The sequence below is a fragment of the Moorena sp. SIO3I6 genome (assembly GCF_010672095.1).
The window spans coordinates 1-25,188 of sequence record NZ_JAAHHU010000097.1; the positions used below are offsets into that span (position 1 = coordinate 1).

At 44.7% G+C, this 25,188-nt stretch carries 25 protein-coding genes; 17 read left to right on the forward strand and 8 right to left on the reverse strand.

Translation table 11 applies throughout. From position 1 onward, the window contains the following. Nucleotides 1-259: 259 nt before the first annotated feature. On the forward strand, nt 260-2,530 hold the full coding sequence (locus tag F6K49_RS23735; protein ID WP_293100626.1) for a zinc metalloprotease HtpX: 2,271 nt from the start codon (nt 260-262) through the stop codon (nt 2,528-2,530). On the opposite strand, the gene F6K49_RS23740 is transcribed toward F6K49_RS23735, so the two are convergent. Continuing rightward, complete coding sequence (locus tag F6K49_RS23740; RefSeq protein ID WP_293100629.1) at nt 2,492-2,677, reverse strand: hypothetical protein; 186 nt, start codon at nt 2,675-2,677, stop codon at nt 2,492-2,494. The genes F6K49_RS23735 and F6K49_RS23740 overlap by 39 nt on opposite strands. A gap of 16 nt (nt 2,678-2,693) precedes the next feature. Here F6K49_RS23740 and F6K49_RS23745 point away from each other — a divergent pair, with 16 nt between their 5' ends. The 8 genes from F6K49_RS23745 (at nt 2,694) to F6K49_RS23780 (ending at nt 9,881) form a co-directional block, all read left to right on the forward strand. Beyond that, entirely contained in the window at nt 2,694-3,173 is a 480-nt protein-coding gene (locus F6K49_RS23745; RefSeq protein ID WP_293100632.1) for a cupin domain-containing protein, read from the forward strand. A gap of 28 nt (nt 3,174-3,201) precedes the next feature. Continuing rightward, nucleotides 3,202-3,378 (forward strand): hypothetical protein, encoded by a 177-nt coding sequence (locus F6K49_RS23750; protein ID WP_293100635.1) that lies wholly within the window; start codon nt 3,202-3,204, stop codon nt 3,376-3,378. 248 nt (nt 3,379-3,626) lie between these two features. After that, nucleotides 3,627-3,752: a hypothetical protein gene (locus F6K49_RS23755; RefSeq protein WP_293100638.1), complete on the forward strand. Its 126-nt coding sequence runs from the start codon at nt 3,627-3,629 to the stop codon at nt 3,750-3,752. Between the two features lie 139 nt (nt 3,753-3,891). Beyond that, on the forward strand, nt 3,892-4,086 hold the full coding sequence (locus F6K49_RS23760; protein WP_070395662.1) for a hypothetical protein: 195 nt from the start codon (nt 3,892-3,894) through the stop codon (nt 4,084-4,086). Nucleotides 4,087-4,588: 502 nt separating this feature from the next. Continuing rightward, on the forward strand, nt 4,589-5,347 hold the full coding sequence (locus F6K49_RS23765; protein ID WP_293036661.1) for a phosphoadenylyl-sulfate reductase: 759 nt from the start codon (nt 4,589-4,591) through the stop codon (nt 5,345-5,347). A gap of 151 nt (nt 5,348-5,498) precedes the next feature. Beyond that, nucleotides 5,499-5,717, forward strand: coding sequence for a hypothetical protein (locus tag F6K49_RS23770; protein WP_293036620.1), 219 nt, complete (start codon nt 5,499-5,501; stop codon nt 5,715-5,717). Between the two features lie 241 nt (nt 5,718-5,958). Then, nucleotides 5,959-8,319: a HEAT repeat domain-containing protein gene (locus F6K49_RS23775; protein WP_293018629.1), complete on the forward strand. Its 2,361-nt coding sequence runs from the start codon at nt 5,959-5,961 to the stop codon at nt 8,317-8,319. 56 nt (nt 8,320-8,375) lie between these two features. After that, nucleotides 8,376-9,881, forward strand: a complete 1,506-nt coding sequence (locus F6K49_RS23780; protein ID WP_293018627.1) for a HEAT repeat domain-containing protein — start codon at nt 8,376-8,378, stop codon at nt 9,879-9,881. On the opposite strand, the gene F6K49_RS23785 is transcribed toward F6K49_RS23780, so the two are convergent. The 5 genes from F6K49_RS23785 to F6K49_RS23805 all read right to left on the reverse strand — a co-directional run bounded on the left by F6K49_RS23785 (nt 9,853) and on the right by F6K49_RS23805 (nt 15,042). Further along, entirely contained in the window at nt 9,853-10,176 is a 324-nt protein-coding gene (locus F6K49_RS23785) for a hypothetical protein (protein ID WP_293065255.1), read from the reverse strand. The two genes, F6K49_RS23780 and F6K49_RS23785, sit on opposite strands and share 29 nt — an antisense overlap. A gap of 350 nt (nt 10,177-10,526) precedes the next feature. Next, nucleotides 10,527-11,498 (reverse strand): transposase, encoded by a 972-nt coding sequence (locus F6K49_RS23790; RefSeq protein WP_293100642.1) that lies wholly within the window; start codon nt 11,496-11,498, stop codon nt 10,527-10,529. A gap of 363 nt (nt 11,499-11,861) precedes the next feature. After that, on the reverse strand, nt 11,862-12,452 hold the full coding sequence (locus tag F6K49_RS23795; RefSeq protein ID WP_293018619.1) for a DUF2808 domain-containing protein: 591 nt from the start codon (nt 12,450-12,452) through the stop codon (nt 11,862-11,864). Between the two features lie 265 nt (nt 12,453-12,717). Continuing rightward, nucleotides 12,718-14,487, reverse strand: a complete 1,770-nt coding sequence (locus F6K49_RS23800; protein WP_293100645.1) for a serine/threonine-protein kinase — start codon at nt 14,485-14,487, stop codon at nt 12,718-12,720. Between the two features lie 99 nt (nt 14,488-14,586). Next, a complete protein-coding gene (locus tag F6K49_RS23805) occupies nt 14,587-15,042 on the reverse strand; it encodes a helix-turn-helix domain-containing protein (protein WP_293018617.1) in 456 nt (151 codons plus the stop codon). Nucleotides 15,043-15,296: 254 nt separating this feature from the next. Between F6K49_RS23805 and F6K49_RS23810 the strand changes: the two genes are divergently transcribed. After that, complete coding sequence (locus F6K49_RS23810; RefSeq protein ID WP_293065265.1) at nt 15,297-16,271, forward strand: M48 family metallopeptidase; 975 nt, start codon at nt 15,297-15,299, stop codon at nt 16,269-16,271. Between the two features lie 401 nt (nt 16,272-16,672). Beyond that, nucleotides 16,673-16,825 carry a hypothetical protein gene (locus tag F6K49_RS23815; RefSeq protein WP_293065271.1) on the forward strand — a complete coding sequence of 51 codons (153 nt, stop codon included), beginning with the start codon at nt 16,673-16,675 and terminating at the stop codon, nt 16,823-16,825. Here F6K49_RS23815 and larC read toward each other — a convergent pair. Beyond that, on the reverse strand, nt 16,810-18,228 hold the full coding sequence (larC, locus tag F6K49_RS23820) for a nickel pincer cofactor biosynthesis protein LarC (protein ID WP_293065274.1): 1,419 nt from the start codon (nt 18,226-18,228) through the stop codon (nt 16,810-16,812). The genes F6K49_RS23815 and larC overlap by 16 nt on opposite strands. A 296-nt stretch (nt 18,229-18,524) precedes the next feature. Here larC and F6K49_RS23825 point away from each other — a divergent pair, with 296 nt between their 5' ends. From F6K49_RS23825 to F6K49_RS23835, 3 genes are all read left to right on the forward strand, one after another. Continuing rightward, nucleotides 18,525-19,166, forward strand: coding sequence for an L-threonylcarbamoyladenylate synthase (locus tag F6K49_RS23825; protein ID WP_293018607.1), 642 nt, complete (start codon nt 18,525-18,527; stop codon nt 19,164-19,166). A 447-nt stretch (nt 19,167-19,613) separates the two neighbouring features. After that, nucleotides 19,614-20,822, forward strand: coding sequence for a HetZ-related protein (locus F6K49_RS23830; protein ID WP_293018641.1), 1,209 nt, complete (start codon nt 19,614-19,616; stop codon nt 20,820-20,822). Nucleotides 20,823-21,189: 367 nt separating this feature from the next. Continuing rightward, nucleotides 21,190-21,900: a PHP domain-containing protein gene (locus F6K49_RS23835; protein WP_293065278.1), complete on the forward strand. Its 711-nt coding sequence runs from the start codon at nt 21,190-21,192 to the stop codon at nt 21,898-21,900. 226 nt (nt 21,901-22,126) lie between these two features. Here F6K49_RS23835 and F6K49_RS23840 read toward each other — a convergent pair whose 3' ends face one another. Next, nucleotides 22,127-23,239 carry a zinc ABC transporter substrate-binding protein gene (locus tag F6K49_RS23840; RefSeq protein WP_293100651.1) on the reverse strand — a complete coding sequence of 371 codons (1,113 nt, stop codon included), beginning with the start codon at nt 23,237-23,239 and terminating at the stop codon, nt 22,127-22,129. A 125-nt stretch (nt 23,240-23,364) separates the two neighbouring features. On the opposite strand from F6K49_RS23840, the gene F6K49_RS23845 reads away from it, so the two are divergent. From F6K49_RS23845 to F6K49_RS23855, 3 genes are all read left to right on the forward strand, one after another. Beyond that, nucleotides 23,365-24,084 (forward strand): metal ABC transporter ATP-binding protein, encoded by a 720-nt coding sequence (locus F6K49_RS23845; RefSeq protein WP_293100654.1) that lies wholly within the window; start codon nt 23,365-23,367, stop codon nt 24,082-24,084. Nucleotides 24,085-24,260: 176 nt separating this feature from the next. Continuing rightward, nucleotides 24,261-24,743: a DUF2656 domain-containing protein gene (locus F6K49_RS23850; protein ID WP_293100657.1), complete on the forward strand. Its 483-nt coding sequence runs from the start codon at nt 24,261-24,263 to the stop codon at nt 24,741-24,743. A 247-nt stretch (nt 24,744-24,990) separates the two neighbouring features. Beyond that, nucleotides 24,991-25,188: hypothetical protein (locus tag F6K49_RS23855; RefSeq protein WP_293100660.1), on the forward strand; the 198-nt coding region annotated here is incomplete at its 3' end.

A 25,188-nucleotide genomic window follows, 5' to 3' on the forward strand; every position in this document is an offset into this window, starting at 1 on the left:
GGAGCAGATAATTTGCGCTCGCTGTTGTGTTTTACTCAAGCAGTGCGACTTCATTCGTGGTCTGACCCATTTTCATTGGTGGCAGGCAGCCAAGGCTTAACGATAACTATTTAACCGGATTTGATATTATTTATTACTGAATTCTGGATCGTGCCTCCTCCTCAACACCCGTGAATTCATTACATCGAACTGAGGCGAGATCAAATCCTTAGCCCAAGGGTATCTTAGAGGAAGATAGGGACAAACTACTAGAAACCTCATGGCATCTATTCCTAATCCAACTCTGGCAGCTGGTCTAGAAGCTCTGAAACAGGGCAATTACCAGGATGCGATCGCACACTTAGAAGGTGTCTGTGAGATGGAGTTGGATGACTCCATTGTGACGGAAGCCTCTCAATCCCTAGTGCAGGCTTATCCTAAGCATGGTCAGCCAGAAAAAGCGATCGCACTTTGCCAACACCTGAGGGAACACCCTGACCCCCAGATACAGGAATGGGCAGCTAAAACTGAGACTGAGTTAATTACCAAGTATCCTGTTGCTGCTAAGTCCCCTGCTGATGCCACAGGGTTTACTCCCCTAGAGGATCAGGCGTCTAGCCCACTGAAACTGAGCCGTAAACCAAACCATACTGCTTCATCCTCTTCCCTATTACCAGTTCCCTACTCTCCCCCGGATATTCCCACCCTCTACACTCCTCGTCCTCGATGGCGCAACTGTGGACGAGCACAGCATTGGCATCCCCTGAAATCTCCCAAGATGGAACGGTTGTGGTTAGTAGCAATCACGGTTGCGATCGCATTTTTCTGGCTACTGCGCTTAAGCGTCGAATTCGCCATGGAAACCATCAATTCGATCTTGGTAGAGTTACCGTGGTTCCAACCCTTCCAATTGTTATACCGTGACCCAACTCTAGCCCTAGGAATTACCATAGCAATCCTATTTATCCTATCGCCCTGGTTAATGGATGGATTGCTAAAACAGTTTCATGGTCTTGAACCCTTATCCCTAACTCAACTAGCTTCCCGCCATCCAGAATCCGCTAAAGTCATCCAAAAGGTTTGCCGCAAACGACGTCTGCCCTTACCGAGCTTAAAAGTCTTACCCACAGACGCCACCGTAGCCCTGACCTATGGTAACTTACCTCGCACTGCTCGCATTGTAGTTAGTCAGGGATTATTAGACCAGCTCAAAGATGATGAAATTGCCAACATCTACGCTGGTCAGCTAGGACATATTATCAATCGGGATTTCATGTTGATGTCCCTAGGGGTACTAATTATTCAAATCCCTTACACTATCTATTGGCAAATCCCTCAGTGGGCAGAGAAGCTAAAGGAATTACTGCTAGTTAAATTACCTGGTGCTAGGGGATGGTTAAGCGCAATCCTTTTAGGAATTACCGGTACTGTTGCTTCCCTCTGTTACAGCATTTACTGGGTATTGAGCTTACCGCTGCTATGGTTATCTAGAGCTAGAGTTTACTATAGCGATCGCATCGCCATCTCAATCACTGGTAATCCCAATGGCTTGACCCGCGCCTTACTAAAAATTGCCCTAGGGATAAGCGAAGACATCCAAATTTCCGGCCAAACCAGTGGGCTATTAGAAAGCTTTGATGTCTTACTGCCCGTCGGTTATCAGCAAGCCATAGTTATCGGCAGTTTTTCCCCCACCACCCCCTTTGAAGACATCTTAAAATGGGACTGTACTAATCCCTACCGCTACTGGTTAATCATCAACTCTGCCCATCCCCTACTGGGAGAACGCTTACATTTACCTAAGCGCTATGCCCACTTTCTCAAGCTTAATCCGGAACTAGATTTACCCGCCCTAATTCCTGCCAGTCGCAATCGAGCTGAATTTTTCTCTAAACTCAGCAACAGTTACAAAGCCTTACCCCTGCTACAAAGTACCCTAATTTTTGGAGTAATAATGGGGGCAGCCCTAAGAGGGATACTTTGGATAATTGGTAAACTGTCTGACCTCTTCGACATTTGGCAGTTAATTTGGCTACATAATGCCAATTCCTTTATCGATGCTTGTATCTTAATTGCCTTTAGTATCAGTGTCTTTCTCTGGATTAATAATTACTTTCCCGACCTCAAACCTACTAATATCGGTACTGACCCCGACTTAGGAGATTATTTCGCCACTAACGCTACCCTACCTCCCGATAGTCGTCCTGTTATCTTAAGCGGAAAACTATTAGGACGTTCGGGATTACGCAATTGGCTCGGACAAGATTTAATATTACAAACCCCGACAGGTTTAGTCAGACTAAATTACTGTTCCTATCTCGGACCACTAGGTAATATCCTACCTCAACCCACCCGTGTTAGTAATTTAGTTAACCAGAATGTAATCGTCACTGGTTGGTTTCGCCGGGGTGTTAATCCCTGGATTGATATTGAAACCATCAGTATCGAAGACGATAAAGTAATTCGCAGCTACTATCCCATTTGGATTACCATCCTCGCCACAGTAGCAGCCCTATCCGGCGCTTATCTGATTTTCCAAGTCGGAGCCTGAAATTATTGGGAGGGAATCGGGAATCGGGAATCGGGAATCGGGAATCGGGAATCGGGAATCGGGAATCGGGAAGTTGAGATCAGCTCCCTGTTCCCTGTTCCCTGTTCCCTGTTCCCTTTTTAGTTCAATTCTATATTCACAACCCAAATCCAAACACTATAGTATGAAAAAACTGTTTCTGATTTTACCATTAGCTATCTTAACTTTTGGAAGTATAGTTGTTAACAGCCAAGAAACATCCTCACCCAATAGTTACACTCAATCGGTTACCAGTGAAGTGTTAGGTAGTGGTTATCCGACTCAAGAAAAAAAGGAAATTCTTGAACTTATTCGCCATACCATCAAACCCAGAACAAAACTGCCTCATCATACTCATACCGGCATGCAAATTGCACTAGTAGAGGCTGGCACGTTAACGTTTACTGTTGTGAAAGGAGAGGCTAAAGTAAGGAAAGCTAATGGCACAGAATTAATTATGCAAGCAGGGCAGACTACACAACTAACGGTTGGAGATTCTCTAGTTGAATCTAGCGGAATGGTTCATTATGGTGAAAACAAAACAAACAAACCAGTTATTCTTCTGTCCGCTTCTCTATTTGATGTTGACCAACCAAAAACTATTTTACTCGATCCAGAAAAATGAAGAATAAAGTGTAAGCGGTCAGCTGTCAGTGGTCAGCGGTCAGCCGTTGGCCTTGCTCGGAAGCTCCCGACTCCCGACTCCCGACTCCCGACTCCCGACTCCCGACTCCCGACTCCCGACTCCCGACTCCCGACTCCCGACTCCCGAAAAAAACATTAAGATATGTTGCGTTATCTGTCAATATTCGTTACATTTATTTACATAACTGATTACCAGAGGACCACTACGTCCTTAAGACCTTGAGCTCACAGCCAGGGATAAAGGCACACTGTAAGCGTATTGGCCCTAGGTTTTCTCCTCCCAACACAGCAAGTATCACCAGCCCCTCTCAATGGCTGGTTTTTTTATATCTACAAATTTTCCATTGCTTGAGGTACTTTCTTTCTGGGTTTTTAGGGAGCAGGGAGTAGGGAGTAGGGAGTAGGGTCAAGAGTGTTTTAAGTATTTTAAGTGTTGAAAGAGTGTGATAACTATCGCCACTATCGCGATCTGCTCTATTTCCCTGTTCCCTGTTCCCTGTTCCCTGCTCCCTGTTCCCTATTCCCTGTTCCCTCCAAAATTTGTTACAAAAGTTTTTAAAATATGTTATAATATTGGTTTTTTATGTTATCATAAAATTGCCCCAGACGTTAAACGTTAAACGGGAAGAGCCAGCCTGAAGATATTCCAGGCTGAAGGCTGGCTCTAGGACCCCTTATAACAGGAGATACATTAGATTATGTCCTATGCTGAACGCCTACATCCATGGGTGGTGGTGCGCCTATTGCCCAAGATGCAACGAGTGATTGTTGCTCGGTTCCGCAAACGTTCGGATGCCGAGGGTCATATGCAGGCTCTGAAACGGCTAATGCCCGATGCTCAATTTGTGATTATCTTTGATATTGGAGAGCCGATCACTGAAGAAGACTCTTAGGATTATAGGGAGTAGGGAGTAGGGAGTAGGGAGTAGGGAGTAGGGAGTAGGGAGTAGGGAGTAGGGAGTAGGGAATCGGGAGTCGGGAATCGGGAGTAGGGAGTAGGGAGTCGGGAATCGGGATTAGGGGTAAGAAAATTGACTATACCTCATCAGTATGATCGAGCCTATACCAATTCTGGAAATTACTACTACACATTAATTTCATCTCCCCTCTCCCCACACTCCCCACACTTCCCACACTTCCCACACTTCCCACACTTCCCACACTCCCCACCCTCTTGCCTCTTGCCTCTTGCCTCTCCCCAAAGAGATTATTCACGAATAAACTACCATAGCAATATATCCAGAGTACAAACAAGACACTACCACCATGCCGCGACTGAATCTGATCGCTTCTGATCAAGCTTCTGGAAATCAACAGGCTGCACCTATCGAAAGCCCTAATCACTTCGATGGGAATGGGAAAACAAAGCAGCCTCAATCTCAGCAGTTAGACCCCATGACCGGGGTGACATCAAACCAAATTGAGCTGGATTTGGAAGCAGTAAATCAGCAACTTGCTGAGGCTAGCCCTACCAAAATCGTAGAATGGGCAGCTGAAACTTTTGGTGATGGCTTAGTGATGAGTAGCAGCTTTGGGATCCAGTCAGCGGTCATGCTGCACTTGGTCACTACTGTGGTGCCAGATATACCAGTAATTTGGGTAGATACGGGCTACCTACCGGTGAAAACCTATCGATTTGCCCAGGAGTTGATCGAACGGCTCAACTTGAATGTAAAAGTGTACCAGTCTGCCATGAGTCCAGCACGGATGGAAGCGTTGTATGACAGACTCTGGGAAAAGAATGATGTAGAATCCCTCAACCGCTACGACCAAATCCGCAAGGTGGAACCGATGCAGCGCGCTTTGCGGGAACTAAACGCAACGGGATGGTTAGCAGGATTGCGCAAGCAACAGACTGACCACCGCAAGACGATGGGCTGGGTTAACAAGCAGGGAGATCAGCACAAGATTTTGCCAATTCTTAACTGGCACTCTAGGGATATCTATCAGTATTTGACAGCTCACGACTTACCCTATCATCCCATGTTTGATGAGGGTTATACAACCGTCGGTGATTGGCATTCCAGCCGACCTTTATCCTTCGATGATCAGGATGAACGGGATACCCGTTTTCATGGCCTTAAGCAAGAGTGTGGTATACACTTGCCTGAAACTCCTGGTGAAGCGGCAAGTCTTGATTCTAGTTCGCTTTAATTTTAATAGGGAGTAGGGAGTAGGGAGTAGGGAGTAGGGAATTAGAATGCGATTGACCTTTGGTCACGCTACGCGAACGCATTCTATTCCGATAATGCTCCTAGAAATAATGCTGTAGAACTGGCATCTTGCCAGTTTGCTACTATCACAGATGCGATTGACCTTTGGTCACGCTACGCGAACGCATTCTATTCCGATAATGCCTCTACAACTAATCGGTAGAACTGGCATCTTGCCAGTTTGCTGGGGGCATCAGGCGTGGAACTGGCATCTTGCCAGTTTGCTACAGTCTAGAAATAATGCGATTGACCTTTGGTCACGCTACGCGAACGCATTCTATTCCGATAATGCCTCTACAACTAATCGGTAGAACTGGCATCTTGCCAGTTTGCTACTATCACAGATGCGATCGCATACTAGTTTAATAGTGCCTCTACAATCATGCGATTGACCTTTGGTCACGCTACGCGAACGCATTCTGCTTCAACCTTAACCCTTCAACCTTGGCCTATTGGCCACGCTACGCGAACAACCAACTAACCTTCAACTTTCAACCCGATTAAACCTTCAACCCGATTAAACCTTCAACCAACTAACCTTCAACCTTCAACATGGCCAATTGGGATCCCTATCTAGAATCAATCCGTAAAACCTACGCCCAATGGTGGCAAGTTTATACCCCGACCGATATCGAAGACCGCAAGCGCAAGCAGCAGCAACAGACCCCGAGGCTGTTTGATTTTGGCCTGATGGTGCAAACCATCAAGTCGGAGCAGCCAGAAAGAAACCAAAATCGAGAAGAAACTGAACGCTTGCCTATCCTAGAAGGATTGCGCAAGTATGCTGATGACCATGTATTACTGGTGGGACGTCCGGGTTCAGGCAAATCCACAGCATTAGTGCAATTGCTGGCAGATAAGGGGATACAAGGGAAAATTCCGGTGCTGGTGGAACTGCGATATTACCAGACATCTGTGCTGGAGTTAGTGCGGAATTTTCTGAAACGCCATGGTGTACTGCTCGACTCTACCGATATCGAAAGACTATTGTTTGATGGACAATTCTGGTTACTTATCGATGGCGTCAACGAGTTACCTTCAGATGACGCACGCCAGGATTTGACTCAGTTTCGGCAGGATTACCAGAAAAGTACTCCAATGATTTTCACCACTAGGGATTTAGGAGTTGGTGGTGACTTGGGGATTCAGAAGAAGTTGGAAATGCAACCCTTGAGTGCAGCCCAAATGTCAGAGTTTGTCCGAAAGTATTTGCCACAACAGGGGGAGCAGATGCTTGAGCAGTTGAGCGATCGCTTACGGGAGTTTGGGCAAACCCCCCTACTATTGATGATGCTATGTGACCTGTTTAAGTCTATAGGTAAGATACCGTCTAATCTCGGTTTAGTGTTTCGCTCATTTACCCAGTTCTATTCTAAGAAAATCAAGCAAGATGTTAACGTTTCCGATAATCAATCAAGAAAATTTTGGCCTGAGCTGCTGCAACAGTTAGGGTTTGTGATGACAAGAGGGGATAACCCCGATAAACCCGAGGAGATCAGCGTTGCTATTGCTAAAACAAAAGCTGAAGAAATTTTAACTAATTATCTACTTAAGAAAGCTGTTGTTAATCCTAATGTTTGCGCCAGGACTTGGCTTAAGGACTTACTAAACCATCACTTGATTCAACAATCAGGAGAGTTGATTGAGTTTCGACACCAACTGCTCCAAGAATACTATACAGCAGAATATTTATTGAAGCAATTACCACGTATTACGGATCAGCAGTTGCAACAGACCTATCTCAATTATTGGAAATGGACAGAACCTCTGGTCATGATGCTGCAATTGGTAGACAATCAAGCCCAAGCCCAGCGGGTGGTAAGGTTAGGGTTAGATTTTGATTGGCAACTGGGAGCCAGGTTAGCAGGAGCAGTAAAACCGGAATTTCAGGAAGATACTGTCCAGTTGGTAGCTCGGTTAAATGTTCCGAAGTCTCTTAAGGTTCAGCTGTTGGGAGTAACTCAATCAGAAACAGCCATACCTGAGCTAATTAAATACCTGGATGATGACAATTTATACGTGCGAATAAATGCGGCAGAAGCTCTAGGGGAAATAGGGACAGAAGCAACGATTGACCCGTTAATTAAATTCCTCGATGATCCCGACCCATCTGTGCGGATAAGTGCAGCATCTGCTCTAGGGGAAATAGGGACAGAAACCAGGATTGAACCATTAATTAAATCCCTGGATGATCCCGACTATTCTGTGCGGAGGATGGCGGTATCTGCTCTGGGGGAAATCGGGACAGAAGTGGCGATTGACCGGTTAATTAAATCCCTGGATGATCCCGACTATTCTGTGCGGAAGATGGCGGTATCTGCTCTGGGGGAAATCGGGACAGAAGCCACGATTGACCGGTTAATTAAATCCCTGGATGATCCCGACTCATCTGTGCGTGAAAGGGCGGCAGAAGCTCTGGGCAAAATTGGGACAGAAGTGGCGATTGAGCCGTTAATTAAATCCCTGGATGATCCCGACTCATCTGTGCGTGGAAGAGCGGCAGAATCTCTCGGGGAAATTGGGACAGAAATGACGATTGAGCCGTTAATTAAATCCCTGGATGATCCCGACTCATCTGTGCGTGGAAGAGCGGCAGAATCTCTCGGGGAAATTGGGACAGAAATGACGATTGAGCCGTTAATTAAATTGCTAGATGATGATAACTATTTTGTGCAGATAAATGCGGCAGATTCTCTCGGTAAAATTAAGGCAGAAGTAGCGATTGATCCATTAATTAAATCCCTGAATAATCCCGAATCATCTGTGCGGATAAGTGCGGCAGATGCTCTTGGAAAAATTGGTAACAAAGTAGCGATTAATCCGTTAAAAAAATGCCTGGGTGATCCCGAATCATCTGTGCGTGAAAGTGCAGAATATGCTCTAAAAAAAATCGGGCAGAGAAGCCAGGATTGACTAGTTAAGTAAATGCCTGGATGATCAGAAACTAGATGTGCGTGGAAGGGGGGCAGATGCTCTGGGTAAAATTGGGACAGAAGGCGATTAACCGATTAATTAGATGCCTGAATGATACCGACCCATCTGTGCGGATAAGTGCAGCAAAAGCTCTGGGCAAAATTGGGACAGAAGTGGCGATTGACCCGTTAATTAAATCTCTGGATGATCCCGACCCATCTGTGGCTACAAGTGCGGCAGAGGCTCTGGACAAAATTGGGATAGAAATGGGGATTGAACTGTTAATAAAATGCCTGGATAATGATAACTCATATCTACGTGTAATGGCGGCAGAAGCTTTGGGTGAAATTGGTACAGATGCTACTATTCCTAAACTGATTAATCTACTGAAAAACGAAGAGTTTGCAGCAACTCTTGCAGCAACTAATGATCAAGATACTTTTCAGAAAACCATTAAAGCCCTTGAAGCCAGTCAAAAGCGCTACCAATTTTACAAGGTAATCGATAATCCCACAGCTACTCCCAAACCCGATAGCCCTGAACCAATTACCACTCAAACCATATACATCCTCCACCTCTCGGACCTCCACATCACCACCCCTGACGAAGCTAAAAATTGGTCAAACCAACTCGCCCAAGACCTCACCCAAGACCTTAAAATCCCTCATCTTGATGCTCTTATCCTCTCCGGTGATATCGGCAATGAGTCTACTCCTCAAGAATACAAAGCTGCACAACACTTTCTCGACAACTTTCGCAAAGACTTCCCCCTAGACCGGAAGCAAATTGTTCTAGTTCCCGGTAACCATGACCTCAACTGGGAACTAGCAACAGAGGCTTATGAGTTATGCGATCGCACAAAAGACCATGATAAACTCCAAGACAGTGACTACATCAAAGTCACTGATCAGGTGATTCGAGTCCGAGACGAAGCCAAATACCAACAACGCTTTGCCCACTTCAGTCAATTCTATCAAGCCATCAAAGGTCAACCCTATCCCCTCGACTATCGCGAGCAAGGGATTATCGACCATTTCCCAGATCAAAAGTTGCTGATCCTAGGACTAAATTCCGCTTGGCAACTGGATCACCACTTCACAGACCGTGCTAGCATCCACCCAAATGCTCTGACCAAAGCCCTGAGCGAGATTCGCAACTCAGACTACGGCAAGTGCCTGAAAATAGCGGTTTGGCACCATCCCCTGAATAGTAACGGAAGCGATAGGATTATCGACCAAGGATTCATCGAACAACTGGCCCAAGCTGGATTCCGGTTGTTCCTCCACGGACATATCCACAAAGCTGAAACCAGCCTTTTCCGTTACGACCTCAGTCCAGGTGGGCGCAAACTCAATGGAATTTGTGCTGGCACCTTTGGCGCACCGACCCTTGAACTAAGAACTGGTTATCCCTGGCAATATAATCTACTGAAAATTAACGGTAATCAGCTCACTGTCCGCACTCGCCGTCGGGAAGAAGAAAATGGTGCTTGGAAACCTGATTCACGGTGGACTCAGGGTCCAGGACAAGATGCTAAAGATCATTATTCCATTGAGTTGTAGGAAGTCGGGAGTGATGTTGTGCCAATAGCTGCTCAAATTCCTCCAGGGAGTTACTCTCAAGAGAGTGATCAATCAGCTGTTTCAACACAGAGATATCTTCTATGGCATTAATCTCTGCCACCAATTCCGCTGATACCGATTCAAAGTGATTTTGTAAAATTTTAACTACTGTCTCTTGTAAGCCTTCCCGATATTCTTGAAGTCCTTGTTGAAGTCCTTGTTGAAATCCTTGTTGAAATCCTTTTTCAAAACCCCTCTTCATTGCCCTTTCTTCGACTCGACTAATTAAAGGCATCTGTCTTTCCTCCTGATAACGTTCAAGTTCTTAATTCAGCTCCTCTTGTAACTATTCCGGTCAAGCCATGATCTAGTCAATACAGTGGCTGCAAGTGATTAATTCGATGGTGGGCAGTGCTTAGCAACATCCGCCCAGCTGATTTGATCTGTTTGATGCACTGCCCACCCTACATCAACTTCTCAACTATTCCGGTCAAGCCATGATCTAGTCAATACAGTGGCTGCAAGTGATTAATTCCATGGTGGGCATTGCTTAGCAACACCCGCCCAGGTAATTTTATCTGTTTGATGCACTGCCCACCCTACATCAACTTGGTGGAACGGGCATCTTGCCCGTTTCCATACTCTTCAATTCTCCTGACTAACCTGATGTTGTGCCAATAGCTGCTCAAATTCCTCAAGGGATTTACTCTTAAGAGAGTGATCAATCAACTGTTTCAACACAGAGATATCTTCTATTGAATTAATCGCTGCCACCAATTCCGGTGATACCGATTCAAAGTGATTTTGTAAAATTTTAACCACTGTCTCTTGAAGTCCTTGTTTAAGTCCTTGTTCCAGACCCCTCTTCATTGCCCTTTCTTCCACTCGACTAATCAAAGGCATCTGTCTTTCCTCCTGATAACGTTCAAGTTCTTGATTCAGCTCCAGTTCTAACTCTTCCGGTAAAGCCATCATTTGGTCAATACACTGGAACAGCTTCACTATATCGTTTTTACTATAACCTCGTTCAAAAAGTCTCCGAACCAGGTACCACTTCCATCGCTTGCGCTCCATCGGTTGTTTATGGGTAGCTTTGGTCTTCAAATGAGCCATCACCACTACTGCGAAGGGATTAGTACTCGATTCCAACACCTGCCACATTGACTGATAGTTCAGTAATTTAACTATCGGAAATTCTAGACTCAGGCGACAACCTCCCAAGCCATATTCATAGGACGATGGAGACCAAGACGCATTTTCATCTCCCAATACCGCTAAGCTAATCACAGGTTTTTCGTACAGGTCAAATGCCCTGTAATGGTATTGGTACATTCGCTTAGCAAAAGTTGATTCTTTTTGGCTTTGTACCTCTACATGAATCAATACCCAAGTTTCATTTCCACTACAGAGCCACACCTGGAATAATTTATCAGCGATTCTTTTTCCTGATTCGGCTGCACCAACTATTTGCTGTAATTCTGTATCAAGGGCTTGGGGGGTCTGATTCCAATCAATCAGAGTGTGAACTTGGGGAAAACAAAACTGCAAAAATGAATCGAAATAGGCTTGTAATGCTTCTTTCCAAGGATTGTCATAGTCAGCTATTGGTTCGCTCATTTCTATTTTTTACTTCTAGACTAATCCTAAAAACCATCTCATCAAAAAGAGATCACTGCTCTCGTTGCTGTCATGGTATTCAGTGTAGTAAATTGTATAGTAAAATAGCGGATTATGGGGAGATTAATACTAAAATTACTGAAAGCAATTTCTAGGATTTATAAAATAGGTTAAGTCCACAAGTTTATAATTTTAGTAAATAGCTATGCAGCCAGTAAAAAGGGGAGCCAGTTGCTGATATGACTCCCCATCTTCTAAAGTTTCCTGTGTTTAACTATTCCGATCAGGTGACTGGGATCAGAAATGCGATCGCTTTTAGCGATCGGTGTCATCCACTGCCCACCCTACATCGACACTTATCCCTTAGTCTCCAAACTCATCAAAAAACAACCTACGGCTACCTAGGAATAAACCAGGGCTATTGTCTCCAGTGGAAAAAGCAGTGACTCCAAATAAATAAGAACCACTAAACTCAGGATTTTCCTTAGCTCTAACCGAAACTGTAATGGTTTCACCAGGAGCAACCGGTGGATCAAACACAACAGTTACTTGATCCGAGTTAGACGATTCACTTCCCCCAATATTAGCCAAAGTCAGGGATGAGCCACCAGCAAAAGAATCGCCCACAAATGCACGACTCTTTCTCGGATCAAAATTGACTTTCTCGATATTAGTTTTATTCTGGGTAATCGTTACAGCTTGCAAAGACTCTCCAGCATCTTCCGGTAATCTGAGGGTGAATTGGTACGTTGCTGGCACCCTTACTCTAGTAAAGCTCGTAGCTGCCCTAACTAAACGCGGAGCACGATTAAACACAGTCTTACCATTACCGATTTCAATCGTCTTAGCAGGTAAGCCATAAAGAGTAGTTGGTAGCAATATACCCAATAAAAAAGCACCAGAGCCTATAAGACGAGCCTTAGTTAATTCCCAACGTGCTATAGTGTTAGTCATCTGAATCACCTCTAATCAAGAAAGCGTCCGAAAGAAATTGACTATTTAACAAAAAATTGTTAATTAACCAATACCCTTCAAGGATAACTACTCTACCGGACTTAATCTTAAGTATCAGACTCTTCCGTTAAAATTACGTGATATCTACCTTAGAAAACCATAATAAAACCGAATATAGCTTTGCTCATACCTATTAGATACACAGAATTTTTTACCACTTCCAACTTCCCTACTCCCCACTCCCTACTCCCTAATCCCTATTCCCTTAACGCCAGCCAAACCAACGCATTACTGGCACTAGCAGGTAATAACTCACCCCTAGCCAAAATCCTTGTAATATAGCCAAAATAGCAAAAAAAGTCATCGGGTGATAGAAATCCAGTTTACCGGTTCTAGAAAAGGAAAAGATATTAACCACAAATCCTGCTGGCAATAGATCAGATGACACTAGACCCCCAAATACGCCACCAGTTCCTGCTGCCACCACTAAGGCATGAACAAGATTATGACTGGGTAGCCCTAATCCTAGTACCAGGAGCATTACTGTAACCGCAGTAATCCATGGCAGCAACCCCTGGTCAGGTACATAAGACAGCAATAATAGCGTAGGTACCGTTGCCTGCCACATCAACCATCCCAGGCTATAACCAAAAATACCCATTATCCCTGCCACTAAAAAACGCCGCTGCTGACCAAAGCCTCTTGCAGCCGTCAACCCCCAAGCTGTACCTAAGCCAGCCGCCGCAAACAATAGCATTTCTTGCCACATTGTTATTTGTAGCGAAGGCAAGATCATAGACAGTTCCCCAGAGAGCCAATTTGTCACTTTCTCCCCAAGACTTGTCCAATTCAATACCATAAACCCAACCGTTGCACAAAAAACTCCCCCAAAAGCTCCGAGGAACATCTCCCAGGCACTATCGAGACAGGCTAGTGCGATGGTGATCACTACTGCTAAAAATAAATGTTTTACGGATGTGATCGAGTGAGTCAAGCCTGTCACAGATTGTCTTAGTTTACGGCTAGATAACCCCAGAGCAGCTACCTGATTTCCTTGAGACGAATACACTGGTGCTGAGGAAGGTACTGGTGCTGGGATAGGTTGGTAACTAGTGCTAGGAGTCATACCTAGACGCAGATGAATCTCAATCGTAGTTGTTGGTCTTTGTTGGGGTACTACGCTGAGCATTTCATCCAGCAAGTCCGCCAAGTCATGACTTACCACTGCCTGCTCTCGCCATCGAAATTCACCAGTTACTGGGTCTTGTAAATCCTTCAACTCAATACCCGTCAGTAAATGAATCATGGTTCGGCTCAGGGCATAGAAATCAGCAGCGGGTCCAATTGCTGCACCAGCTATCTGTTCCGGTGGAGAGTAACCTGGAGTAATCAACCGAGTCGAATCGTTCTGAGAAGACTCAGAACCCACACTCAATTGTTTAGCTCCCCCAAAATCAATCGCCACTAGCTCTCCCGTGGTTTCCCGCAGCATTAAGTTTGACGGTTTGATGTCACGGTGAATCACTCCACAACTGTGCAAGACCTGTAAAATTTCTGCTGCCTGGTAGAGCCAGTCCCGCACTAATATCTCTGGACATCCCTGAGGATGATCTGTGAGCATTTGCTCCAAGGTTGAACCGTTGATTTTTTCCATCACCAAACAGTGCAGGTCCTGTGGCTCAAGACCTAGATTGACGACAAAATAGCTATCTTGGTCAACTTTGGGAATGCCTGGATGATCCAGACGTTGCAAAACATCTGCCTCTTGCTGAAATAGCTGCAATACCTTCGGTTTAGTATCTAGCAATACCTTCAGCACCTTTTCTGTATTCGACCGCAAATCCCAAACGGTGTATATGTTGGCAAATCCTCCTGAACCCAAGAGCTGGAGAGGTAAGTAGCGATTCTTGAGCTTTAACTTTGCTCCACAACCATTGCAAAAGTTGTTATCCCTTGGCTGAGGGTAGGGTGCTGGGCAATTGGGATTAATGCAATGAATTGATTCAGCAACAAATAGATGCACAATACAGCTCAAGAGACATTGTGATTTGATTTTATCGAACTGAGGAATTTTCTGATTAGTTATGAGTGGTTTTTGAATTGAAATTTTGATGAAACGACCTTTACGTTTGTCCTAAGCACCACTGGCCGGAAAACTGCCACCGATAAAGTGAATATCACTGAAGGTTTCGATCCACAGACGAGCTCCACAATCAAGAGGGTTATCCGGCTGATACACAATCCTACACGGACCGAGGATTTCTACCTGGTTGCCATAGGTATTGTCGCCACTTCGTTTTACCGAAATCACTGGCAGCCGCTCTTCACGGCTTTTGTGGTTATTGGAGCCAATCCGATTACGATTGACATTAATTTTCGCTAAAGCAGGAGGACGACTTTTACGCCAAGTTCCTTTCGGTCCCCGGTTCTTCTTGGTAATTTGTGGCAGATAGTTGAACAGGGGAATAATCCAGAACTTACCGCTTTTATAAGCACCCCTTACTCTACCGGAGTCAAGCAATTGCCGTAATCGTCGAGGAGAAATACCCAACAGAGATGCTGCTTCAGTAGTCCCAACACACTTGTTCATAAGTTAATTTTCCTCTCACTTCCTTTACTCTTCCGATATCAGTATTATAACGAATCATCAAAGAATTGGCAAGGACACAACCCAGATTTAGGTGTTAGGTTTTAGGTATTAGGTTCTGGGTTTTGGGTTTTGGGTTTATTACTTATTCCTAGTATTTAAACCTAGTTAGGACTTAAGCCTAGTACCTAATGTCTAATCTCTAATGCCTAAAGCCTAAAGCCTAAAGAAATAGACCACTAAAGTACTGGACTACTATGGCCACCTATCCCGGAATTTCCAGCGACGCCTTCAAGCACCCCCTTGACCAACAAGCGGAGCAAGCTTTACGCAGTGTCCCTGGTTTTGACTTAGTTTCTCGTAAGTTTGTGGAATTTCTTTACGAGCGTCCCCAGTTTGTCTATCTTATGGGCAACAGTATCCAAGTCGGACCGCGCCAGTATGCTAATATTTATCACTTATTCCGAGAATGTGTTCGGGATTTAGATGTAAATCCCGAACCAGCCCTATTTGTTAGTCAAAACGCTCAGGTTAATAGCTATGCTTTAGGTCAAGATAATCCTTACATTGTTATCAACACTGGCTTATTAGACTTACTGAATGAAGCAGAAATCCGTACTATCCTGGCTCACGAATTAGGACATATCAAGTGCGGTCACACCATCTTAATTCAGATGGCGATTTGGGCAATGAATGCTGCCTCTATGTTAAGTGAAATGACCTTTGGCTTAGGGAATATCGTCAGCACTGGCTTAATTTTCGCCTTTTATGAATGGCGTCGCAAAGCTGAATTATCCGCTGACCGTGCTGCTTTACTAGTGATAGATGACCTGAAGACTGTGATGCAAACGATGATGAAAGTGTCTGGTGGCAGTGCTAAGCATCTACAGGAATGCAGTCTTGATGAATTTATCCGTCAATCAGAAAATTATCAAGAACTAGACCAAGACAGTCTCAATCAAATCTATAAGTTCTTACTCTATAATGGTGGTATTAATCGTCAATTCCTGAGCCATCCATTTCCAGTTGAACGCATACACTACCTGCGAAAGTGGGCAATTTCAGAGGAATATCGTCAAATTTGTCAGGGTAATTATCAACGTGTTACCAAAAAGGGAGCAGTTGACGTTGACTCGAATCCACCATCGAACAACTCAGTCAATGAAGCGGAACAGTTGCAGCGTCAAATCCAGGAATTGCAACGGGAAATTAATCGCATTAAGAATAAGTAAGAGGGAACAGGGAATAGGGAACAGGGAATAGTGGAAAGAGGTCGTATTCATAAAATTTTGTTAGGTGCGCTCTTACCATTAATAATTAAATTCGCCACGGGTCGCACCTGTTGAATAGGCTAATTTTCCTGTCTTGGAATCAATAGCAGTAGAGTGGGCATCCTGCCCGCCCAAAAATAAGCATGAAACTGGCAAGATGCCATTTCCACACTCAAAAATAAGCATGAAACTGGCAAGATGCCAGTTTCACGCCCGAAAATAAGCATGAAACTGGCAAGATGCCAGTTTCACGCCCGAAAATAAGCATGAAACTGGCAAGATGCCAGTTCCACGCCCGAAAATAAGCATAAAACTGGCAAGATGCCAGTTCCACGCCCGAAAATAAGCATGAAACTGGCAAGATGCCAGTTCCACGCCAGATGCCCATTCCACCGATCGCACCGCTCCCGACTCCCGATTCCCGATTCCCGACTCCCGACTCCCGACTCCCGACTCCCGACTCCCGACTCCCGATTCCCGATTCCCTGCTCCCTGTTCCCTATTCCCTATATTGAGAATACCAGGCAGAGAGTGCTAAGTGATGTACTTCTAACCAAGAGCAGTTATTGTCCTTGGCTAACTTAGCGCAATCTTGGTATTCTGGGTGGACATTCATAATCGTTTTGTGAGGTGAGCGATCGCTCCAAGCCACTTTCACACTAATTTGGCCATACTTAGTCTGTACCTGCTGGATTTCCCGAGGTAAGATCGCTCGTTGCTGAGTTAGACGTCGCACTCCTAAGGTAGTGGTTTCTCGGAATAATACTGCCTGACAGGCGTCTAGATCTTGAGGATGACAGATGACACTGAGCAGGATACCTGGTCGAGATTTCTTCATGCCAATAGCTTGAGTAAACACATCCACAGCACCAGCGTTAAATAACTCTTGGAATACATAGCCAATGGCTTGAGGATTGAGGTCATCAATTTGAGTCTCTAGCACTGAGATAGTTTCTAGGGAAGAGTTAGCAGAAGAAGAGTTAGCAGAAAGGGGTGACTGGTGTAAGGTTGGTGGGGGTAAGTTTGACGGTTTAACCTTGAACTTGCTAAGCTTGAAGGCTTCTGACGATTCACCAATCCACAATCGCAACATATTGGGAATGGGTAATTGTCGAGAACCAGCACCATTACCGATTTTTTGGATAGTCATTGCTGGTGGTGAACCAAAGCTAGTGGCTAAGGTAACGGCAATCGCTGCTCCCGTTGGTGTTACTAATTCCCGCTCAATCCCATTACTGTAAACTGGCACCTGACGGGATTCCCACAATTTCAGTACTGCTGGTACTGGCACCGGTAGGCGACCATGAGCTGCCCATACTGTCCCACCACCAGTGGGCAGTGGAGAACAATAGATTTGGTCAATTCCTAGCCAATCTAAGCCTAAGCAAGTACCAACTATATCGATAATGGCATCAGTAGCGCCTACTTCATGGAAGTGAACTTTTTCTGGGGAAATACCATGAACAGCTCCTTCGGCTTCTGCTAGTTTCCGGAAGATAGCAAGAGTCCACTGGGATACTCTTGAGGGTAATTTTCCTGCTGTAATTAATTTTTCTATGTCTGGTAAGTGTCGTGTGGGATGATGATGATGATTCTGCTCAGGTGTATTGATCTCTGTTATGCCTGACCTGTGTTGATGGTGGTGTTTATGGCCGTGTTGATGGTGGTGTTCATGGCCGTGTTCCTGTTGATGGTGATCATGCTTATAGTTTTGATCTAGTAAATCTACATCAACTTTGGTTGCCAACTGACCATTGTGGTGTACTTGGCTAAGTCTTAAGTGATACTCTTGCTCAATTCCGAGTGCTGCTAGCTTTTCCACTAAATATTCCCACGGTACACCCGCAGAAACTAGTGCTCCTAGGCACATATCACCAGCAATTCCAGTGGGACAATCTAAGTAAGCTAGCTTTGTCATTCTAGATCCTATTGATTAAGACAAATTAATTAAAACAAATTAATTAAAACAAATTAATTAAGACAAAAGGATTTGGAGCAATTCATCCTCCACAAACCCTACAGGTCTAGATCAGGGAATTATGGCCAGATCTTGCTAACTATACTGACCTCTGAGTCAGAAAAAGCCAAACTGGCAACACACTTAGGTGGCAGTAGTTTTTAATCCTTTGGCAGAACCGTTTCTATGTCTGGCCTTGGTGAATTTTCCCAAGGTTAGGCTTTAGCAATTCAATATTGAGGAATTCAACAATATTTATGGCTACTATTTATACTATCCATCCGGAAACACCTCAAATACGTCGAATAGAGAAAATAAGAGAGTATCTCGAAGATGGTGCAGTGATGCTCTATCCCACTGACACTGTCTATGCAATTGGTTGTGATTTACATGTGAAGTCCGCAGTGCAACGAGTTAGGCGTTTGAAGCAACTATCCAATGATAAACCCCTGACGTTTTTGTGTTCGTCTCTGTCCAATATTGCTAAATATGCTCGGGTAAGTGATCCAGCTTACCGAATTATGAAGCATTTGATTCCCGGACCGTATACGTTCTTGTTACCAGCAACCAAGTTAGTACCTAAGCTGGTGATGAGTCCCAATCGTAAAACTACTGGTATCCGAGTCCCAGATCATAACGTTTGTCAGGCGTTGCTTTCAGCTCTAGGTCATCCAATTATTTCTACCTCGGCTCATCTACCCAATCAGGATGGTGACACTCCGACGGTGGGATTGGAACCGGCTAAACTATTTGATGCTCTCGATGGTCTCGTAGACATCATTGTGGACAATGACTTAGAACCGGGATTTAAAGTCTCAACTATCCTCGACCTGACTGGTTCAGAACCGATGATGGTGCGGCAGGGTTTGGGATGGGATAAAGCGATCGCTTGGATTTAGCTAGTGCTTTAGCTAGTTATTTAGCTAGTGATTAACTAGTCAGCTCAGGTTGGGTCATGAGAGTATCAAGCACCCTATGACTACAAGAAAACGTTAGTCGTTTACGGAAAAGTCATCACTAGTTCAGTCAGTTTCTGGATTGACCACTCCTCAGGTTTTGGTCATCCTGAATCAGCTTGATGCTGGAAAGTCTTGAACGCTATATCTAGTAAGGATTTCAGCCTTAGGTAATCCGACGGAAACTACAGGAGTGCTGGGGGTCACAACTAGTCAGCTTAGAGTAGTCACACACTCACCCGACCAGGGCTAGACTCACGAGTCTACATTTAGGGTGGACAAGGACAAAGGACAGCGGACCACTCCAAGGTTTGTAGATCACATTCACACACATTTCCTCTGTTGCTTGTTTCATGGCAATTCTGTGAATCTATTTTTGGGGGCAATACCATGCAAGTCAAAACTGTTACTAATAATCAAAATTCCGCTACTAATAATCAGGCTCCGGAAATTACTCTAGATCATCAAACCCAAAACTTGACCCAGGTCTTAGTGGAGGAAATCCAGTCGGAAATTGGAGCTAAATCCAGGAGTATTCAAGCGGTTGCCCACCGGATCACCTTGGAGGTAGAACGGATTTGCACTAAGAGCGATCGCATCCAGAATTCCGGTGAAATTGATACTTGGAAGTTTAATCTAGCACGTCACCGACTGCACAAATGTCTTTCATACTACAAACTAGGTTCTCGGCAGGGTCGTGTCGAACTCCATAGTAACCTCAGTACCATGGTTTATCGCCATGTGGCACCGTCCCAATCTCAGTTAAACTTTTCCGCTCGATACAATTTGATTGAGGACTTTTTACAGGACTTTTACGCTGAGTGCCTCAAAGCTTTCCGCCGGGAAAATCCTGTGGATTCTGACTACACTCCCCGTACCCAGCTAGAACTAGCGGAGTACATGGGCTTTAGTGAGCAATATGCTAAGCGGCGCATTACCCTACGTGGTCGCGGTAGCCAGCAGTTGATTGTACTCAGAGCACAAAGCTTTGCCCGACGGCAGCCTAATGAAACCCCTGTGGATATTGAACAGGCTGTGGAGTATGGTAGGGATGAAGAAGCCCAAGAGCACAACCGTTCAGCTACTGCACAACAGGTACGCTCAAACCTGATTGAGAAAACCATTGACCCCAGCGATGCTGTTTTACGCGATCGCATTATCTCCGAGTTGATCAAATACCTAGAGTCTAACGGTCATAATGACTGTGCTGATTATCTGGTGCTAAAGCTGCAAGACCTGGCTGCACCAGAGATTGACGAAATCATGGGTCTAACACCCCGTCAGCGGGATTATCTACAACAGCGCTTTAAGTACCATGTAGAAAAGTTCTCTCGTTCAGCTCAGTGGAAACTGGTACACCAATGGCTAGGAGCAGACCTGGATCAAAAACTAGGGATGTCATCGAAGCAGTGGGAGGTCTTTGTGGCCCAACTCGATAGCCAACAGCTAGCGTTACTGCCCCTCAAACAGGCGCAAAAGAGTGATCAAGAAATTTCCAAAGCCCTCAAGTGTACCCAAAAACAAGTGCAAAAGCGCTGGACTAAGGTTTTGGAACTAGCTTGGAAGACTCGTAACTCAGAAATTCGCCATGGCAATTAGACTTACATCTCCTTCTGGAACTAAGTAAGGAGGAGAGTTAGGTAAAGCTTAAGTAGTTAAGCCAACACCGACAAAGTATTAAGTTTGCTAAGGTTATGTTAACAACTGAAAACTCGTACCGCGTATTTCTATTTATTTTTATTCTAGGTTTTAGGCTAATGGAGTTCGGGATTAGGTACAGCAGGGGCAGTTGACAGCCTCCGTTCTCAAGTCGGGGCGCTTCATATGCTTGTCAGAAGCATAGAGCGATTTAACCTAGAGCGATTCAACCTAGAGCGATTCAACCATTGGCCTAGACCCTTAAAAGTATTTCGCGGCTGCAGATCCAATCTGGTCAATCAACCAATAGTCATTACAGTAAGTATCTATGGTAGTCAATATTGCTCAAGGGTCTGCTTCACCAAAGATAGCAGCAAAAAATCAACAAGCTCTCCGGCAAGTGTGGGAAACGATTGAGCCTGATAGCTGTCCCTATCGCTACAATTTCCATATGCACACGATTTACTCTGATGGTCGGCTCAAACCGGAAGAGTTGATCAAGCAAGCAATTAACATTGGTCTTAAGGGACTTGCCATCACCGATCACCACTCCGTTAGTGGTTATCAAGTTGCTCAAACTTGCATAGAAAAATGGCAGCAGGAGCCATCTTTCTGTGATTCATTACCCCACTTCTGGACTGGTGTCGAAATTACCGCCAACCTCCTGGATGATGACATTCATATCCTTGGCTATGCTTTTGAGCCAGAACATCCTAGTTTAAAGCGCTATTTCACTGGAACCGCACCGACCGGTGATCATGCTGAGGCTGGTGCAGTGATTGATGCTATCCATCAGGCCGGTGGTTTAGCAGTGTTGGCTCATCCAGCCCGTTACCGTAAGTCAGCAGATGAGTTAATTACTGCTATAGCCAACTTAGGGATTGATGGTGTTGAAACTTACTATGCCTACACCAATCCTGAACCCTGGCAACCTAGTCCAAAACAAACTAAACAGGTGAAGCAGTTGAGTGCTACCTACAATCTATTTAATACCTGTGGCACTGATACTCATGGGTTAAGCTTGCTCAAGCGTATTTGAAAGAAAGATCTCATTAGACTCCTTTGCTTGTAGTTAATTTAGGGAGCAGGGAGCTTCGGAGCAGCGGATCTGGGCAGAAATAAGAGATAACTTCGGAATAGGTAAAAAATCCTGGCTAAGCAGGTGCGCAAAATTAATTACACATTTTCCCAAACTCAAAGTCTTACAATGTAAAGGTTACAGAGATTGGGAGTAGGTAATTAATTCTGCGATCGTTGCTTATATATCAGTTAGCAGCTTTGCCATCAAAAGAAGAACAATTTCCCCCCAACCCATCCACAATGGCACAGGTATTGCTAGTCATCATGCCAATATAATTTCCAGTATCACTCCCTTTTTCTCCTAGACCATCAGCCAATAACTTTTGGTCTGAGAGTTTAACCTTTGCTTCTCTGGCGACAGTGCCAATAACCTTATCATTTGCTGTTACTTCGGCGAAAATTGTTGGTACCTTACTTTTCTTAATCTTCTGTACCAGTTCTTTCACCCGTGCTGCTGTCGGTGCTTCTTCTCCGCTAATCCCTTGCAACGCATCAGAATGAGAAAAACCGTAAGCGTTAATGTAGTACCCTAGGCCATCATGGGTAGTAATTAGTTGGCGTTGCCCTTTGGGTATGGTGGCAACTTGTGCTTTGACCCAAGCATCCAACTGTTCAAGCTTTGTGGTTAGCTGTTTGGCATTCTTAGCATACAATTCCTGATCATCTGGGTTAAGTGCTGCCAGTTGGCTACGAATTACTTCCACCATCTTGATAACATTTTGGACATTATGCCAAATATGGGGGTCGGGCTCTAGTTCCTCATCACTGTGAGCTGATCCTGTCTTTTCTTCCTCATGGTCATGGTCATGGTCATGGTCATGGTGATCATCATGGTCATCCTTATGGTCATCATCATGGTCATCATCATGGTCATCCTTTTCTTGCTCGTGATCATGGTGGTGATGTGCTTCCGCCATAATTGGATTAGGCACAGCTTGATCATGCACCGCTATTTTAGGAGCTGGTGTATTAGTGGCTTGAACTAATTTAATAACTTCTGGTTCAAAGTCGTAGCCACCGTATAGAACTAGTTGAGCTTGCTCTAGGGATTGGCGAGCTAAGGTCGTAGCTTTGTAGGTATGAGGGTCTTGACCTGGTTCAATCAGACAGGTCATATCAATGGTATCTTGGGCAATTTCTGTTGTTAAGTCACAAAGCACACTGTAGGATGCTACCACTAGTGGCTTCTCCCTTGACGATGTTTCGGTGCTTTGACTACAACCACCTAGTGCTACCCCAAAGGCGAGAGCACCACTAGCTAAGAGCGTCCGAAGTTTAACTGGTAAGGGCTTCAGCATAGATCAACCCGCTTAAATTAGTAGCTATCAAGAACAAGAATCATTTTACAAGGCTTAGGCTGAGAACGACAATCACTTGCAAACATGCTACACTATGATAGTGGTAGTCATTTTCACAAAACCTAATGTTAGAAGTCCATAACCTAGGAGTCTGTTACCGAGACACTTGGGCTATTTGTGATATCTCCTTTTCCCTCCAGCCAGGACAATTAACTGGCTTACTCGGACCCAATGGTGCTGGCAAAAGTACTATGGTTAAGGCGATGCTGGGACTGATTCCAGCAGTGAAGGGGGTAGTGAAATTGGCAGCCCGTCCCCTCAGGAGTCAATTAAAACGAGTCGCTTATGTTCCTCAGCGATCGGAAATTGATTGGGATTATCCGATTACGGTATGGAATGTAGTCATGATGGGTCGTACAGTCCACACCGGTTGGTTTAGGTCTCCTAGTCGCCAATCTAAGGAAATTGTTAAGAATGCGTTAGAACGGGTGGGCATGTTCGAGTATCGCCACCGTCAAATTGGCGAACTCTCTGGTGGACAGCAGCAGCGGGTATTTTTAGCGCGGGCTCTAGCTCAACAAGCGGAGTTATTATTTTTTGATGAGCCATTTGTCGGCATCGACAAAAAGACGGAAGAGATTATTTTTGAGGTTTTTAGTGAACTTAAATCCCAAGACAAAACGTTACTAGTGATCAGCCATGACTTAGGAGAAACCTTAGCTAATTATGATCAACTCCTGTTATTGAATAAGCAACTGATTGCTGTGGGTTCAAGGGCCCAAGTGCTGACACCAGAAAACCTGAGCAAGGCTTATGGTAAGGTGATGACTTTGCTCACAGATTGAGGGCTGAGTGTTGAGTGCTTAGTTCTGAGTGCGGAGTGCGGAGTGCGCTAACTCGGTCAGTCCCAAAGTTGGAGAGTCATACCTGTTAGGGTTCATTGTTCACCAATGAACCCAACCTAATATATACTGATCCTTGCTGGGCTGGAAAATTGATCAAGCAGGATATCACAGGACTCATGACTGACTCTCAAACTGGTCGGATGTTGCTTTCCCATAATTTTGAACTATCAGACGATAGTTTTCCTGAACTAAACCGGGAAGAATTTACTCAGGTATTTGCTGAAGGATTAAGTAACTATCCATCCTTAAAGTGTCGTAAATTAGATCATCCCCATTGGATGGTTGAAATTTTATTCCCTACTCAAGAGTTTACCCCACCTCAAGTTGGAGAATTGTGCGCTAAAGCTCTAGACGAGAAGCGGATTAGTCAAAAAAAGGGAGATTTTCTGCCAGATATCTTAATATTAGGAGGTTTAAAGAAAACTCCACCCTTAAGTAATTCTCCTGATACTCTCCAAACGGGAGAATGGGGAGTTGATGTTGTAGAAACTACCTCAGCAGCTCAATTTTTAACAGCCCTAGGATGGGAGGATAAAACAGCTGGTAAAACCATCGACAATGTTTTCAAGATTGAAAAAAGGAATAATGCTGCATCCTAAATTTACAGCAGTTTTAATTGAGTGATGTAAAAATTATTGGGTTTTAGGGAGCAGGGAGCAGGGAGCAGTATCAAATAGTTTGGATAATTTTTGGTATTATTAAAAATCCGCAAGTAAGATTCTTAATGATATATTTATATAGCAATTATCTATGCCATGAGGTACAAAGGTATCCCCCTAAATCCCCCTTATAAAGGGGGACTTTGAGATTGAAAAGCGTACCTCATAAATCCTATAAACGCTATAAATGCTATTGACACTTAATAAAAATCTCCCCATCTCCCCATCTCCCCATCTCCCCATCTCCCCATCTCCCCATCTCCCCATCTCCCCACACTCCCTACTCCCTACTCCCTACTCCCTACTCCCTACTCCCTACTCCCTACTCCCTCCTCCCTCCTCCCTACTCCCTCCTCCCTACTCCCTACTCCCTACTCCCTCCTCC

Bases quoted from the DNA above. Each gene is read 5' to 3' on its own strand.
- F6K49_RS23850 (WP_293100657.1), top strand. From the start codon at position 24,261: ATGACTGACTCTCAAACTGGTCGGATGTTGCTTTCCCATAATTTTGAA.
- F6K49_RS23810 (WP_293065265.1), top strand. From the start codon at position 15,297: ATGGCCACCTATCCCGGAATTTCCAGCGACGCCTTCAAGCACCCCCTT.
- F6K49_RS23785 (WP_293065255.1), bottom strand. From the start codon at position 10,176: ATGCCTTTAATTAGTCGAGTCGAAGAAAGGGCAATGAAGAGGGGTTTT.
- F6K49_RS23815 (WP_293065271.1), top strand. From the start codon at position 16,673: ATGCCAGTTCCACGCCAGATGCCCATTCCACCGATCGCACCGCTCCCG.
- F6K49_RS23760 (WP_070395662.1), top strand. From the start codon at position 3,892: ATGTCCTATGCTGAACGCCTACATCCATGGGTGGTGGTGCGCCTATTG.
- F6K49_RS23775 (WP_293018629.1), top strand. From the start codon at position 5,959: ATGGCCAATTGGGATCCCTATCTAGAATCAATCCGTAAAACCTACGCC.
- F6K49_RS23765 (WP_293036661.1), top strand. From the start codon at position 4,589: ATGACCGGGGTGACATCAAACCAAATTGAGCTGGATTTGGAAGCAGTA.
- F6K49_RS23780 (WP_293018627.1), top strand. From the start codon at position 8,376: ATGCTCTGGGTAAAATTGGGACAGAAGGCGATTAACCGATTAATTAGA.
- F6K49_RS23805 (WP_293018617.1), bottom strand. From the start codon at position 15,042: ATGAACAAGTGTGTTGGGACTACTGAAGCAGCATCTCTGTTGGGTATT.
- F6K49_RS23835 (WP_293065278.1), top strand. From the start codon at position 21,190: ATGGTAGTCAATATTGCTCAAGGGTCTGCTTCACCAAAGATAGCAGCA.
- F6K49_RS23830 (WP_293018641.1), top strand. From the start codon at position 19,614: ATGCAAGTCAAAACTGTTACTAATAATCAAAATTCCGCTACTAATAAT.
- F6K49_RS23790 (WP_293100642.1), bottom strand. From the start codon at position 11,498: ATGAGCGAACCAATAGCTGACTATGACAATCCTTGGAAAGAAGCATTA.
- F6K49_RS23770 (WP_293036620.1), top strand. From the start codon at position 5,499: ATGCGATTGACCTTTGGTCACGCTACGCGAACGCATTCTATTCCGATA.
- F6K49_RS23795 (WP_293018619.1), bottom strand. From the start codon at position 12,452: ATGACTAACACTATAGCACGTTGGGAATTAACTAAGGCTCGTCTTATA.
- F6K49_RS23840 (WP_293100651.1), bottom strand. From the start codon at position 23,239: ATGCTGAAGCCCTTACCAGTTAAACTTCGGACGCTCTTAGCTAGTGGT.
- larC (WP_293065274.1), bottom strand. From the start codon at position 18,228: ATGACAAAGCTAGCTTACTTAGATTGTCCCACTGGAATTGCTGGTGAT.
- F6K49_RS23825 (WP_293018607.1), top strand. From the start codon at position 18,525: ATGGCTACTATTTATACTATCCATCCGGAAACACCTCAAATACGTCGA.
- F6K49_RS23845 (WP_293100654.1), top strand. From the start codon at position 23,365: ATGTTAGAAGTCCATAACCTAGGAGTCTGTTACCGAGACACTTGGGCT.
- F6K49_RS23735 (WP_293100626.1), top strand. From the start codon at position 260: ATGGCATCTATTCCTAATCCAACTCTGGCAGCTGGTCTAGAAGCTCTG.
- F6K49_RS23745 (WP_293100632.1), top strand. From the start codon at position 2,694: ATGAAAAAACTGTTTCTGATTTTACCATTAGCTATCTTAACTTTTGGA.